This is a genomic window from Donghicola sp. XS_ASV15, assembly GCF_041224595.1.
Taxonomy (GTDB): domain Bacteria; phylum Pseudomonadota; class Alphaproteobacteria; order Rhodobacterales; family Rhodobacteraceae; genus Donghicola.
Map to the genome: position 1 here is coordinate 24,772 of NZ_JBGFGN010000154.1, position 14,957 is coordinate 39,728.

11 protein-coding genes and 1 riboswitch are annotated in these 14,957 nt (G+C 60.6%); of the genes, 9 read left to right on the plus strand and 2 right to left on the minus strand.

The annotated features are described in order from the left end of the window. Positions 1-14: 14 nt before the first annotated feature. Both AB9K37_RS13690 and AB9K37_RS13695 read right to left on the minus strand, forming a co-directional pair. Positions 15-854, minus strand: a complete 840-nt coding sequence (locus AB9K37_RS13690; protein WP_369839813.1) for an FAD:protein FMN transferase — start codon at positions 852-854, stop codon at positions 15-17. Then, complete coding sequence (locus tag AB9K37_RS13695; RefSeq protein WP_369839816.1) at positions 851-2,923, minus strand: 4Fe-4S binding protein; 2,073 nt, start codon at positions 2,921-2,923, stop codon at positions 851-853. Before AB9K37_RS13695 ends, AB9K37_RS13690 begins: the two co-directional genes overlap by 4 nt. A 130-nt stretch (positions 2,924-3,053) precedes the next feature. Between AB9K37_RS13695 and AB9K37_RS13700 the strand changes: the two genes are divergently transcribed. From AB9K37_RS13700 to gcvP, 9 genes are all read left to right on the plus strand, one after another. Continuing rightward, positions 3,054-3,800: an ABC transporter permease gene (locus AB9K37_RS13700; protein ID WP_369839819.1), complete on the plus strand. Its 747-nt coding sequence runs from the start codon at positions 3,054-3,056 to the stop codon at positions 3,798-3,800. 59 nt (positions 3,801-3,859) lie between these two features. After that, entirely contained in the window at positions 3,860-5,512 is a 1,653-nt protein-coding gene (gene cydD, locus AB9K37_RS13705; protein ID WP_369839822.1) for a thiol reductant ABC exporter subunit CydD, read from the plus strand. After that, a complete protein-coding gene (locus tag AB9K37_RS13710) occupies positions 5,512-7,146 on the plus strand; it encodes an amino acid ABC transporter ATP-binding/permease protein (protein ID WP_369839825.1) in 1,635 nt (544 codons plus the stop codon). Before cydD ends, AB9K37_RS13710 begins: the two co-directional genes overlap by 1 nt. 138 nt (positions 7,147-7,284) lie before the next feature. Next, positions 7,285-8,895: a cytochrome ubiquinol oxidase subunit I gene (locus AB9K37_RS13715; RefSeq protein ID WP_369839828.1), complete on the plus strand. Its 1,611-nt coding sequence runs from the start codon at positions 7,285-7,287 to the stop codon at positions 8,893-8,895. Positions 8,896-8,900: 5 nt separating this feature from the next. Continuing rightward, positions 8,901-10,052: a cytochrome d ubiquinol oxidase subunit II gene (gene cydB, locus AB9K37_RS13720; protein ID WP_369839831.1), complete on the plus strand. Its 1,152-nt coding sequence runs from the start codon at positions 8,901-8,903 to the stop codon at positions 10,050-10,052. A gap of 14 nt (positions 10,053-10,066) precedes the next feature. Then, a complete protein-coding gene (gene cydX, locus AB9K37_RS13725; RefSeq protein WP_072706676.1) occupies positions 10,067-10,189 on the plus strand; it encodes a cytochrome bd-I oxidase subunit CydX in 123 nt (40 codons plus the stop codon). 132 nt (positions 10,190-10,321) lie between these two features. Further along, a riboswitch (glycine riboswitch) is annotated at positions 10,322-10,409 on the plus strand. Between the two features lie 138 nt (positions 10,410-10,547). Continuing rightward, positions 10,548-11,654: a glycine cleavage system aminomethyltransferase GcvT gene (gcvT, locus tag AB9K37_RS13730; RefSeq protein ID WP_369839834.1), complete on the plus strand. Its 1,107-nt coding sequence runs from the start codon at positions 10,548-10,550 to the stop codon at positions 11,652-11,654. A 20-nt stretch (positions 11,655-11,674) separates the two neighbouring features. Then, the gene (gene gcvH, locus AB9K37_RS13735; RefSeq protein ID WP_369839837.1) at positions 11,675-12,034 is read left to right on the plus strand and encodes a glycine cleavage system protein GcvH; all 360 of its coding nucleotides are present in this window, start codon (positions 11,675-11,677) and stop codon (positions 12,032-12,034) included. Between the two features lie 7 nt (positions 12,035-12,041). Continuing rightward, positions 12,042-14,891, plus strand: a complete 2,850-nt coding sequence (gene gcvP, locus AB9K37_RS13740) for an aminomethyl-transferring glycine dehydrogenase (RefSeq protein WP_369839840.1) — start codon at positions 12,042-12,044, stop codon at positions 14,889-14,891. The last annotated feature ends 66 nt before the right edge of the window (positions 14,892-14,957 follow it).

The window sequence follows — 14,957 nt, forward strand, 5'->3', positions numbered from 1 at the left end:
GCGCGCCTTTTGCGTTATAGCGTCCGTAGGTTTCCGTCTGCGTCTACAACGGTGATCTTGTGCAGGTTCGCTTGCCGTTTCAGGGCACGCAGGGCGGTCAGGGGCATCATGCAGGCCGCTGTCGATAGGGCATCGGCCATGGCCGCGCTGTCTGCGGTGATGCTGACGGTGGACCACAGCGGGTACTCGCCATTCGGGCCTGTGATGTGGGGGGCGCCGTTGATCAGAGTGGCCGAGGGGCTCGAGGTCGCAACGGCGGTGCCTGTCAGGCTGGTCTGCCCGACAATGCCTTGGACTGGGTCAGAGATCCCCAGATGGAATGGGCCAGAGAGCGCCGCATATTCCCCGATGTTGATCAGGGCTTTATCCGCGCCCGCCGCCAGCAGGTCCGCGCGGATCAGGTCGGTGGCATGGCCTTGGGCGATGCCATTCAGGGTCAGGCTTTGGCCCGCGCCAAGGGTCAGATGGCGTCCGTTCCGCGTGGTGTGCTGCCAGCCTGTCCTTGCTTGTGGGTTGGTCCAACGGGTCTGGATCGTCGTGTCAAAGAGGCCGTCTGTCAGGCTGTGCGCCTGATCACACAGGTCAATCAGATGCGCGAAATCGGGGGACATCTCGGCCGAGCCCCGTTCATTCAGGTGCGTCAGGTCAGAAGACTCATACAGCGAAAAGGTCTGCTCGATCTGGCGCAATCTGCGCGGGATGGCGGACAACATCGGTCCCGTCTGTTCTGGTGGGCCATAAAGCGTCACGCTGACCTCTGCTCCAAGCGCGATACCGGACCACGTATCCGCACGGGCCAGAGCGGGCGCACAGGCAAACGCAGCAGAAAGCGTCAGGAAACGGCGACGGTTCATTCGGCGGCCTCCGGTTGTGGGCGGCGATTTTGCGACTTTGCGGCGAGGATCAGGGGCACGCATTGCTTTGGGTCGTCATGGATGGTCACGCAATCAAGGCACTGGAAGCATTCGGAGTACTGGATTTCTCCGGTCTTCTTGATGGCGCCGTAATTGCATTTCACACGGCACAGCTGGCAGGGCGATCCGCAGTCTTCGCGGCGAGGAATCCAGCGGCGGAGGCGCAGGACGCCGCCGATCGCCATCAGCGCACCGAGCGGACAGAGATAACGGCAGAACCCTTTGAACACGAACAGGCCAAGCACCAGCCAAATCGCGGCATAGGCCACGTAGTACCATTCGCGGATGAAAAACGTGGTGATCGCGGTTTTGAATGGCTCGATCTCGGCGGCTTTGTCCATATGGGCGGGGGCAAAGATGGTGACTGCGACCAATCCGGCCAAGGCGATGTATTTCACCGACTTCAGGCGCTGGTCCCATGTGGCGCTGACGGTGATCTGGGGCAGGCGCAGCAACCGACCGATTTGGTGGGCAAACTCCTGCAGTGCACCAAACGGGCAGAGCCAGCCACAGAAAAGCCCGCGCCCCCACAGGACGAAACCGACAATCGCGGCAACCCACACAGCAAGGCCAAACGGGTCATACAGCAGGAACGCATAGGATCCGCCTGCCAACGCCGTTTGCAGCGTGGCGAGGGGCGTGACGATGCTCAGTTGTCCTTGGCCCCACCATCCGACAAAGCCCAGAACGCCAGCCAGAACGGCTAGTCGGATTGGGGTAAATAGCTTGCGGGCGGCCAGCCACGATTGGCCGACCAAGAGCGCTGGGATCAGTGCGGCCATCGCGATGCCCAGGACAATCAGGTCGGTCTGGCGGCTGCGGATAGCTTCCTCGAACGGGGACAGACGGCGGACTTCGGCGGGGCGGGTATAGAACCGCTCGGGGCTTGATAGGGTCGCGTCCAAAGAGACCGAGCCCGTTTCCGGCTGGAACATGCCGTGCTGTCGTTGCGCCTGAATAGAGAGCAGCCAGTCGCGGGTTGGATCAAAGCCGAGACGGCGGTCGGTGCGCAAGATCATGGCAGTGCCGTCGTGCAGGGCGTCCGGCGCATCATCGGCCAAAGTCACAAAGATGTCCGCGTCGCGCATCGCCACGGGCAGGCCATCTTGGTGCACTGCGATCAGATCGGGCGAGGTGTTGCGCACGAAGTCTTCGGTCACCAGCCCGTGGCGGGCAGTCTCGACCATCAGGATCGGTGCGTCAGATGTCGAGATCGACAGGAAATACTGGAGTTCCTCGTAGGTATCCTCGTCCAAGACAGCACGGGCAATCGAGGGCGGCCCCAGATCGGCGACCCACAGGTCCAGATACAGGGCTTCGGGATCGTCCAGAGCCTCTGGGTCGTCATCCTGCCAGATCGTCCCCTCGAACAACTGTTGAACTTCGGCGTTGGTATAGGTGACGCGGTGGATCAGGTCTTGGTCTACGAGATCCTGCCAAGTCAGAGGCTCGTCAATCGACAGATCGGGCAGGGTAGGAGGACCCGCCGAGATGCCTTGCATCTTTTCGCGGGCGACCTGCAGGGCGGCGGCCAAAATGCTTTCGTGGGCAATCCGGACCGACGCGGTGGCTTTGGTCACGCCATCCAGATAGACCAGCTGCCCGCCATCGCCTCCTGCACCATATGGGGTGCCTACGACCATGTTGTCAGAAATTGAGAGCCCTCGATATTGCTCTAGGAATTGACGGAAAGGTGCCTCTCCCAGACCAGAGACAAAGATCGGCTCGTTATGCTCGATCAGTTTGACGTCCATGAAGCGCCCGTTGAGGTCCAGCACCACCAGTATATTGATCGGCGCGCCGGAGAAGCCGGGCAAAGGGGCCATGACCGAGGTTTCAAAGACATAGCCTGTCTCGGCTCCGCCAGAGTTCAGCAGTTGCCAGACGCCCTTGTCATTCAGCGCCTCGCCCAAGGACATGGGCGGGACGATAAAGTCTTCGATGCGCTCGCGGGGCAAGCCCTCGGCGCTGGCGCAATGCGCAATGAACAGCCACGCAAGCGCGGCCATGACTCTCCGTAGAACTCCCATAAAGTGCAGGTTAAGCACTGATCTTTTTGATGCCCTATGCGACCTTGGTCGCGGGACAGGATGTGGTAGGCTTCGACTAGGCTGACTGCCAAACGGGAGGAGAAACCGGATGGGGAAATCTGGCATCACAGCAATCTCGCTGATGGCGCTTCTTGGCGTGTGGGTGATGGCGGCGTCTCTGACGGCTGACCCGATGGTTTTGCCATATCCGTCCGAAGTTCTATCCGTCATCGCGGAACATGCCTCTAACGGGAAGCTCTGGTTCCATATGGGAGCGACCCTGCAACGCGTGTTGATGGCCTTTGCTTTGGCGATGGTCGGAGGCGGTTTGCTGGGCTTGGTCTTGGGACAGTCAGAGAGGCTGAACCTGTGGCTTGATCCTTGGGTGACGGTTCTTCTGAACGTGCCTGCTCTGGTCATCATTGTGCTGTGCTACTTGTGGATTGGCCTGAATGAGGTCGCTGCAATCTTTGCGGTGGCCCTGAACAAGTTCGCGATGGTCACCGTGACGATCCGCGAGGGGGTGCGTGCCTTGGACAAGGGCGTGGGGGAAATGGCGCAAATCTACCGGATGCCTTTGCACGCGCGGTTGCGCCATGTGATCTGGCCGCAGCTTGGACCTTTTGTGGCAGCATCGACCCGTAACGGGCTGGCAGTTATATGGAAAATCGTTTTGGTGGTCGAGTTTTTGGGGCGTTCCAACGGCGTTGGTTTTCAAATCCACCTCTATTTCCAGCTTTTCGATACGGCGACCGTGCTGGCCTATGCCCTGAGTTTTACCGCGCTGATGTTGGTGATCGAATACGCTCTCGTTCAGCGTTGGGAGCGCTCTGCCACGGCGTGGAGACGGGCCTAGTGCGGTATGTCGCATATGTGCGGCTTGTTCTTGGCCGATGGGCAAGATAGCTGAACAGAATGAACATCTTCGACACAGCAAAACAGATTGCTGCCCCGCAAGACCGACCCGCAGAAACGGTTCTGGTCGCCGCAGCTTTGGTCTGGATTGGACAGGCCGCTCTGATTGCCACAGTCGTGGCACGGGGCGTGGCTGAATCGCTTGAACCGGAGTTTGTCGCGGTAGCGGCGGCTGCACTTCTGGCGCTGGGCCTGTTGCGTGCCGGAGCAGAGCGATGGGCGAGTGCTCGCCTGACGGATTTGGCCGAGCGGCACGTGGGAACTCTGCGCGATGCGATCATAGAGCAAGAGTTGACCCGACGCGCCAGTGACGCCCCAGCATCGCTGGCAAGTCTAGTTTCGGAAAAGCTAGAGATGTTGCGCCCCGCTATCCTGCGTTACGGACCTGCGCGAAAGCGGGCGATGGTGGTTCCATTGGTCTTGCTTGTGATTGCGTTCTCACAGTCTTGGGTGGCTGGCGCGATCCTTTTGGTCGCGGGGCCACTTATCCCCGTTTTCTCTGCTTTGGTTGGCATGGCGGCACAGCAGGCCAGCGCGCGCCAATTGGATCAGATGTCGACCATTGGTGCGCTGCTGTCCGAGCGGATCGGTGCCCTGATCGACATCCGTCTTTTGGGCGCGGAAAGCACTGTGCTGAAGGATTTCCACGAAGCCGCCGATGATCTGAAAAGCCGCACCATGGCTGTTCTGCGGATCGCATTCCTGACCTCGACCGCGCTAGAGTTGTTTGCTGCGCTCGGTGTGGCCATGATGGCGGTCTATGTCGGGTTCTCGCTCTTGGGCCAGCTGCAGTTCGGCACCTATGGCGCACCATTGTCTGTTTGGTCCGGCGTGTTCCTGCTGCTCCTTGCTCCGGAGTTTTTTGCACCGCTGCGGGATCTGTCGGCGGCTTGGCATGATCGTGCTGCCGCTCTGGCCGTGGCAGCCGAGGTTGTGGCCTGGAATGACGCCGATGCAGAGCATGTGCTTGGCGGGCAGGGAAATGCGGTCAAGCTGCACGATAAGGCGTCGATCGCGATCCACGCCCTCGCGCTGCGTGTCGGCGAGAGCATTATTCGCTACCCTGATGTGACGGTCGAGGCAGGGCAGGCGCTGGCGATTTCTGGTGGCAGCGGCGCGGGCAAGACGACCTTGCTCTCTGCGATTGCGGGTCTGATCCCCGCGCACACTGGGGATATCCGAGTTGCTGGGATCGTGCTCGCAGAGGAAACTGCACAGAGCTGGCGCACGCGACTTGGCTGGATGCCGCAATCCCCTCATTTCGTGAAAGCCTCGGTACTGGCAAATGTGAAACTCGCAGCGCCAGAGGCCGACACCGCGCAGGTCGAGGCCGCGCTCAAATCCGCAGGTATCCTAGAGCAGATTCGTCGGTTGCCCCATGGCACGAACGAGATGCTTGGGGAAACAGGCGCTGGGCTGTCTGGAGGCGAAGCGCGGCGCCTTACCTTGGCGCGGGCATTGTTGGCAGGGGCTGATGTGCTTCTGGTGGATGAACCCACGGCTGACTTGGACGAAGAAACAGCAGCGGCTGTGCGTCGGACGCTGCTGGACCTTCGTGCGCAAGGCAAGCTCTTGGTGATCGCTACCCATGATCCTGCGCTTATGACGGCCTGCGATCTGCAAATCTCGCCGGACCCCAAGGAGGCCTGCTGATGACCTCTTTGAAACGAGTGCTTGGTATATGCCTGCAATCCGCCAGAGGCGCGATCTGGCGGGGCGGTGCCCTGTCGATACTGGTGCTTTTGGCCGGAGTTGGGCTGTTGGCGCTGTCGGGCTGGTTCATCGCCGCGGCCGCAGCGGCGGGTCTGGCGGGGACCGGCTTGGTCTTTGACGTCTTCAAGCCTAGCGCGGGTGTGCGAGCCCTTGCCCTTGGGCGGACGGCGTCGCGCTACGGCGAACGGCTCCTGACCCATGACGCAACGCTCAAGGCGCTCGTCACGTTGCGCCTGCGCTTGCTGCAGGGGCTCATGGCACAGCCCTTGCGCCGTTTGGAACGTGCGCGGGCCGCCGCTGCTTTGAACCGCATGATTGCAGACGTGGATGCTTTGGACGGGGTGACGCTGCGCCTGTTCCTGCCTGCGGTCGCCGGGGCGATAACATTAGTGCTGTCCGTTTTGGGACTGGGCTTGTTCGCGGGCTGGAGCCTCGCCGCTTGGGTCGGAGCGCTATATGGCTTGGGAAGTCTGATCATCGGGAGGCGGTTTGGCCCCGAAGCGTTGCCCGCTGCCCGCCGTGCCGAGCGTGCGTTGCAGGCCGTTAGGGCGCGGTCCAATGACGCCTTTGCTGCGCGCGCGGACCTGACCGTTTACAACGCAATCGATGGCCAGATTTCCTTGATCGGCCGTGCATCCTTGGCCTTGGGCCAAGCGCGTATGCGCCGCGACTCAGTCGAGCGTGCCGCCCAATTCTGGGTGACCGTTATGGTGCAAACAACTGTCGCCGGCGCGATGCTTCTTGGTTTTTCGTCGGTCAGCAACGGGGATCTGTCCACGCCGCTTGCGACGCTTGGGGTGCTGGCATCCTTGGCCTTGTCCGAGACTGTGATGCCCTTGGCGCGTGGGATTTCAGAGTTCGGACGCATCGCGGATTCGGCAAGACGCGTGATGGATGACATCCCAGAGCACCAGATCGACCCGAGCCAGAAGGTTCAGGCCAAGCCGATGATCGTTCCCCCGCTAGACCTGCGCCGTATCCGGATCGAACCATTGGTCGACACGTTGTCCCTAACCGTCGAGGCCGGAGAGATGGTGCTGCTGGCGGGGCCGTCCGGCGTTGGAAAAACCACTGTTCTGAACGTGATTGCGGGCCTTTTGCCAGCCAATGGCGGAGAGGTCTGTATCGGCGGGCATCCTCTGAATGACTACAGCGAAGAGGATTTTCGCGGCCGTCTGGGCTATCTGCCCCAGCGGGCCACAGTGATGGACGGAACTTTGATGGACAGCCTGCGTCTTGGGGCTGCGGATCTGTCCGAGAGCGAGGCTTGGGAGGTTCTCGAGGCGGTCGAGCTAACCCGTTTCGCACAGGAGCGCGATGGCTTGCAGACCCGTCTAGGATCGCGCGGCACTGCCCTCTCTGGCGGAGAGCGGCGCCGTGTCGCACTGGCGCGCCTGATCGCGGGTCGACCGCCTGTGATCCTGCTCGACGAGCCTACCGAAGGACTGGACGAAGCAACGGCAACTGCGGTTTTACGAGGTATTCGCAATTACTTACCGCAGTCAGCTATCTTGATTTCGAGCCACCGCTTTTGCGATCGTGCGCTTGCAAATCGCGTCATCACTTTGCGATGAAATACCACATTCTAATTGCTTAATCTTCGATTTAGGTTTTGACCCAGATCAAGGACCGATGCATTCCGACTATGGGATATGTCCTCTCATAAATCTTAATCTGCGGGATAGGTTTGCCCGCGTATTCAGGAGCAGACAATGGAACTCGATGTCGTAGAGCTGTCCAGATTGCAGTTTGCAATGACGGCGCTCTATCACTTTCTGTTCGTGCCGCTGACGCTGGGTCTTTCGATCCTCGTTGCGATCATGGAGACGGTCTATGTCATGACCGGTCGTCCGATCTGGCGACAGATGACCAAATTCTGGGGGACTCTCTTCGGGATCAACTTTGTCCTTGGCGTGGCCACGGGCATTACAATGGAGTTCCAGTTCGGCATGAACTGGGCCTACTACAGCCACTATGTCGGCGACGTGTTCGGCGCGCCCTTGGCGATCGAGGGTCTGATGGCCTTCTTCCTCGAGGCGACGTTTGTGGGCCTGTTTTTCTTTGGCTGGGACAAGCTGAGCCGCGTCAAGCACCTGATGGTGACTTGGCTGGTGGCGATTGGTTCGAACTTCTCGGCGCTCTGGATCCTGATTGCGAACGGTTGGATGCAGCACCCCGTGGGTGCGGAATTCAACCCGATGACCATGCGGATGGAGATGACCAGCTTTTTCGACGTGGTCTTCAATGAGGTCGCGCAGGCGAAATTCGTACACACCGTTTCTGCGGGGTACGTGACCGCAGCGATGTTCGTGATGGGCGTGTCGGCGTGGTACCTGCTCAAGGGGCGCCACATTGAACTGGCCCGCCGCTCAATCACCGTTGCGGCGTCGTTTGGTCTGGCCTCGGCAATCTCGGTCGTCGTTCTGGGGGACGAAAGCGGCTATGACGCCGGCCTGAACCAGAAGATGAAGCTGGCCGCGATCGAGGCCATGTGGGAAACCGAAGAGGCACCCGCACCTTTTACGCTGGTGGGTATCCCCAATCAGGAAGCGCGCGAAACCAAGTACGCCATACACATCCCCTATGTGATGGGCATCATCGGCACCCGTTCGCTGACCGAGGAAATCCCCGGCATCGCGGAACTGGTCGAACAGGCCGAAGGACAAGTGCGTTCGGGTATCATCGCCTATGACGCGCTGATGACCATCCAAGAGCAGATGCAAGACACGCCCGCAGATGTCCTGGAGACATTCGAGCAGCATAGCGACGATCTGGGCTACGCCTTCCTGCTGCTGCGCTACGTGGATGACCCGCGCAACGCGACCGAAGAGCAGATCGTTATGGCCGCGAACGACACTGTGCCCCATGTGTGGCCGATGTTCTGGGCCTTCCGCATCATGGTCGGTATTGGCATGGCGCTGATCCTGATCAACGGTTACTTCTTTGTCCGTAGTTCGTTCAAAGGCATGGACTATCCCCGCTGGGCCCTGCGCCTGTCGGTGGCGGCAATCCCGTTGCCTTGGATCGCGGCCGAGATGGGCTGGATCGTGGCCGAGTATGGCCGCCAGCCTTGGACCGTGGACGGCATTCTGCCCACCGCGCTGTCTGTCAGCCACCTGAGCGTCACGCAGCTCTTGCTGACCATCGCAGGCTTTGCGCTGTTCTACACCGTTCTGTTCGTCGTCGAGATGGGCCTGATGATCAAATACATCAAAAAGGGCCCGACGCAGGACGTCGCAGTGACCGACGAATGGATGACCAAGCACGAGCACCGCTTGCGCACCCATGATGGCAATGTGCCTGAATTCACACCGGCGGAGTAATCGATATGATCCTTCATGAGCTGATTTCTTTCGAACTGCTTCGCGTGATCTGGTGGGGCCTGCTCGGGGTCCTGCTGATCGGATTTGCCCTGACGGACGGGTTCGACATGGGGACGGGGGCGTTGCTGCCTTTCGTCGCCAAGACGGACACCGAACGCCGCGTGGTGATCAACACGGTCGGCCCCGTGTGGGAAGGCAACCAGGTGTGGTTCATACTTGGCGGTGGCGCAATTTTCGCCGCTTGGCCGCCTTTGTACGCGGTGTCCTTCAGCGGGTTCTACATGGCGATGTTCATTGTCCTGTGTGCCTTTATCGTGCGTCCGGTGGCGTTCAAATACCGGTCCAAGCGTCCGTCGCCCACATGGCGCAGCACGTGGGACTGGGCCCTCTTTGCGGGCGGCGCAGTGCCTGCGCTGATCTTTGGCGTCGCCGTGGGCAACGTCTTGCGCGGTGTGCCGTTCCACCTGACCCCATCGCTGATGCCGATCTACGAGGGTAGCTTCTTTGGCCTACTGAACCCCTTCGCGCTGCTGACCGGCTTGGTGTCCTTGTCTATGCTGATCATGCACGGCGCGGCTTGGCTGAACCTGAAAACCGAAGGCCGTATCCAGTCCCGTGCCCGCCGCTATGGCTTTACCGCCGGAGTGGTTGCGATCATTGGCTACGCGGTTGCGGGGGCGTGGCTTTTGCTGATCACCGACGGCTACAGTTTTGTCGATGCGGCGGTCACCGATGGTCCGTCAAACCCGCTGATGTCGGACGTGGTCAAGGGCGGCTCTTGGCTGAGCGCTTACTCCGATCGTCCTTGGATCATGATTGCGCCGATCATGGGCTTTGTCGGGATGCTGATGGCGCTGCGGGGCCTGACCTCGGGCGGGGAGGCAACCACAATGCTTTGGTCCAAGATGGGCATCCTCGGGGTGATCTCGTCCGTGGGCCTGACAATGTTCCCATTCATCCTGCCGTCCAGCACCGATCCCGACAGCTCTCTGACCGTGTGGGATGCCTCTAGCTCGCATCTGACACTGTTCGTGATGCTGGTGGCGACGGTGATCTTTATGCCGCTGATCCTGATGTACACCTCGTGGGTTTACTCTGTCCTCTGGGGCAAGGTGACCGAGGACGACGTCACCGCCAACGGCGAAACCCTGTACTGAGAAAGGACTGACACATGTGGTATTTTGCCTGGATCTTGGGCCTGCCTCTGGCCGCGTTGTTCGCGGTGTTGAACGCCATGTGGCTGGAACTGCGCGAGGACGCAAAACTGGCCGACGAGGATAACCAGACCCCGTAACAGGGCCTGCACTGACAGATTGGAATAGGGCAGCTTTGGCTGCCCTTTTTCATGCTTTCTGCGCGTGCAAAGAAATCTGAAGCAGGAATTAACGAATCCCGTTGCGCGTAATCGACTCTTCGCCTATCAAAAACGACAGGTACGGGAGACACTGACGTATGTCAGGGCCGAAGGAGCAACCGCCCCGGTAAACTCTCAGGCAAAAGAACCGGCCTACTGGAACACTCTGGAGAGAGGCGCGAAAGCGTCCGCCGAAGGGATAGCGATCTCAGGCGACAAGGACAGAGGGGGCATCGAGCGTGGGGAAACCCGCAGGAACACGATGCCGGAGGTTCGCTCCGGAAGAACCGGAGGACAGATGAGCGAGCTGCTTCGCACACCGCTGTACGACCTGCACGTGGAACTGGGTGCCAAGATGGTGCCGTTTGCGGGCTATGACATGCCCGTTCAATATCCCCTTGGCGTGATGAAAGAGCACCTGCATTGCCGTGCCGCTGCTGGCCTGTTCGATGTCAGCCACATGGGGCAGGTGATCCTGCGCGGGGCCGATGCGGCTGAAAAGCTCGAGGCGCTGATCCCCCAGAACGTGCTGGGTCTGGCCGAGGGGCGCCAGCGCTATGGATTCTTTACCAACGAACAGGGCGGGATTCTGGACGACCTGATGTTCGCCAACCGCGGCGACCATCTGCTGCTGGTCGTGAACGCCGCAAACAAGGCTGCGGACATCGCCCACCTGAAGGCCCATATGGACGGAGTCGAGGAGATCACCGATCGCGCGTTGTTGGCCTTGCAGGGGCCCGCGTCGGAAGAGGCTCTGAAATCGGTCGTGCCCGCGCTGCCGGATATGAAGTTCATGGACGTCGCCTTGGTCGATAGTGCGTTTGGCGAACTCTGGGTCTCGCGCTCCGGCTATACGGGCGAGGATGGCTACGAGGTTTCGGTCCCCGAAGCGACCGCCACCGATTTTGCCAAAGCCCTGATCGCGCTGGAGGCGGTCGAGCCCATCGGTCTGGGGGCCCGCGATAGTCTGCGGCTTGAGGCAGGCCTGTGCCTGCACGGCAACGACATTGATCCAAAGACCACGCCGGTCGAGGGCAACCTGATCTGGGCCATCCAGAAATCCCGCCGGACGGGCGGTGACCGGGCAGGTGGCTTCCCCGGTGCGGAGGTCATTCTGGATCAGCTGGACAACGGCGCATCCAAGAAACGTGTCGGCCTACAGCCCGAAGGCCGCGCCCCCATGCGCGCCCACACCATGATCTACGCCAGCGAAGAGGCCGCCGATCCGATCGGCGAAGTGACCAGCGGTGCCTTTGGCCCAACGCTAAACGCGCCCATGTCGATGGCCTATGTCACCACAGAATTTGCGGCCAGCGGCACGCGCCTGTTTGGCGATGTGCGCGGCAAACGCATGCCAGTGCAGGTCGTCGACCTGCCCTTCGTCCCCAATAACTTCAAGCGCTAAGCCAGTAGGAGACCCCCGAGATGAAATTCACCGAAGACCACGAATGGCTCAAGATCGAAGGCGACCTGCTGGTGGTCGGCATCACTGAACACGCGAGCACCCAGCTCGGGGACGTGGTGTTTGTCGAACTGCCACAGGTGGGCAGCGACGTGGAAAAGGGCGAAGAGATCGTTGTGATTGAATCGGTCAAGGCCGCCTCTGACATCACTGCGCCCGTGGATGGCGAGATCGTCGAAGTGAACGACGCGATCGTGGACAACCCCAGCCTCGTGAATGAGGACCCGTTGGGCGCGGCTTGGTTCTTTAAGATCAAAGTAGAAGACACCAGTGTGATCGACGGCTTCATGGACGAAGGCGCATACAAAGACTACGCAGGCTGAGGCTGACATGACCTTTACCCCCACCGACTACGATCCCTATGATTTCGCCAACCGTCGTCATATCGGCCCCTCACCAGAGGAAATGTCCGAGATGCTGAAGGCGGTGGGGGCAGACAGTCTGGATGCCCTGATCGACGAAACCGTACCCGCCAGCATCCGTCAGGCCGAGCCGCTGGAATATGGCGCGCCCAAGTCCGAACGCGAGCTGACATGGTTCCTGCGCCAGATCGCCAAGAAGAATACCGTACACTCTTCGATGATCGGGCAGGGCTACTACAACACCGTGATCCCGCCCGCGATCCAGCGCAACATTCTGGAAAACCCCGCGTGGTACACGGCCTACACGCCTTACCAGCCCGAGATTTCGCAGGGCCGCCTTGAGGCGCTCTTGAACTTCCAGACCATGGTCTGCGATCTGACAGGTCTGGAAATCGCCAATGCCTCGCTCCTGGACGAGGCGACCGCTTGCGCCGAAGCGATGGCCATGGCCGAACGTTTGGCGAAGTCCAAAGTGAAAGCGTTCTTTGTCGATGAAAACTGCCACCCGCAGAACATCGCCGTCATGCAAACTCGCGCGGCACCCTTGGGGATCGAGGTCATCGTCGGCGACCCCGCCGATCTAGAGGCCGATCTGGTCTTTGGCGCGATCTTCCAGTACCCAGGCACCTATGGCGGCTTGACCGATTTCACCGCGCAATTGGACGCCCTGCACGAGGCCAAAGCCTTGGGCATCGTGGTTGCAGACATCATGGCGCTGACCCTGCTGAAAGAACCGGGTGCAATGGGCGCGGATATTGCTGTGGGCAGCACCCAGCGGTTTGGCGTGCCCCTTGGCGGGGGCGGCCCCCACGCGGCCTACATGTCCTGCCGCGATGCGTACAAACGCTCCATGCCCGGCCGGATTGTCGGTGTGTCTGTAGACAGCCACGGCACGCCCGCCTACCGCCTGTCCCTGCAAACCCGCGAGCAGCACATCCGCCGCGAGAAAGCGACCTCGAACGTCTGTACCGCGCAGGCGCTGCTAGCGGTGATCGCGGGTATGTACGCGGTGTTCCATGGTCCCAAAGGTCTGAAGGCCATTGCGCAGCGCATCCATTCGGTCGCCGTGCAATTCGTCGAAGGTCTGGAAGAGGCTGGTTTCACCGCCGAGCCAACCACCTTCTTCGACACCATCACGGTCGAGGTCGGCCCGATGCAGGGCGTGATCTATCAGGCCGCGCTGGACCGTAAAATCAACCTGCTCAAGGTTGGCGCGACCAAACTCGGTATCTCGGTCGACGAGACAACCCGCGGCGAAACCATCGAACGTTTGTGGGAAGCCTTTGGCATCACCCGCACGTTCGATGAGGCTCATCAGGCCTACCGTTTGCCCGCTGATCTGGTACGGACCAGCGATTTCCTGACGCACCCGATCTTCCAGATGAACCGCGCCGAGACCGAGATGATGCGCTATATGCGTCGCCTGTCTGACCGTGATTTGGCTTTGGACCGTGCGATGATCCCGCTGGGATCGTGCACTATGAAGCTAAACGCGGCGGTCGAGATGGCTCCGATCACGTGGCCGGAATTCAGTTCGATCCACCCGTTTGCGCCTGATGATCAGCGGGCCGGTTTTGCCGAAATGGTCGATGACCTGAGCCGTATTCTGTGTATGGCCACAGGGTACGACGCGATGTCCATGCAGCCGAACTCGGGCGCGCAGGGGGAATACGCGGGCCTCTTGACCATTGCTGCCTACCACGAGGGCAACGGCGAAGGGCATCGCAAGATTTGCCTGATCCCAACCTCGGCCCACGGGACCAACCCTGCCTCGGCCCAGATGTGCGGAATGAAGGTTGTCGCGGTCAAAGCGCTGGAGAACGGCGATATCGACCTCGAAGATTTCCGCGCCAAGGCTGAAAAGGCCGGCGATGATCTGGCGGCCTGCATGATCACGTACCCTTCGACCCACGGGGTTTACGAGGAAACCGTGCGCGAAGTTTGTGCGATCACCCACCGCTATGGCGGGCAGGTGTACTTGGACGGCGCGAACCTGAATGCGTTGGTTGGTCTGGTGAAACCCGGAGAGATTGGCGCAGATGTCAGCCACCTGAACCTGCATAAAACTTTTGCCATTCCGCACGGTGGTGGCGGCCCCGGCATGGGTCCGATCGGTGTCAAAGCGCACCTTGCGCCCTATTTGCCTGGCCACCCCGAAACGGGCGGTGCGACAGGTCCGGTGTCCGGTGCGCCATGGGGGTCAGCCTCGATCCTCGTGATCTCTTGGGCCTATTGTCTGGCGATGGGCGGCGCGGGTTTGACGCAAGCCACCAAGGTCGCGATCCTGTCGGCGAACTATATCGCGAGCCAGCTGAAGGACCATTACAACGTTCTGTTCAAAGGCCGTTCGGGCCGTGTGGCGCATGAATGTATCCTTGATACGCGTCCGTTCAACGACCGCGCCCATGTGACCGTCGATGACGTTGCCAAGCGCCTGATGGACCACGGTTTCCACGCGCCGACCATGAGCTTTCCTGTCGCAGGGACCTTGATGGTCGAGCCGACGGAATCGGAAACCAAGGCCGAGCTGGACCGCTTTATCCTTGCCATGAAGGACATCGCCGAAGAGGTCGCGGCCATCGAGCGCGGCGAGATGGATGCCGAGAATAACCCGCTGAAGCATGCGCCGCACACGGTGGCATCGCTGGTGGGCGACTGGGATCGCCCCTACAGCCGCGAGGCGGGGTGCTTCCCTGCGGGCAGCTTCCGTGTGGACAAGTACTGGCCACCGGTTGGCCGCGTGGACAACGTGCACGGGGATCGGAACCTGATTTGCACCTGTCCGCCGATGGAAGAGTATCTGGACGCGGCGGAATAAGATCAGAGGGGCTCTGGCTGGTGACGGTCGGGGCCCTTTTTCTTTTGGTGCTCTTTGTGGATTGCG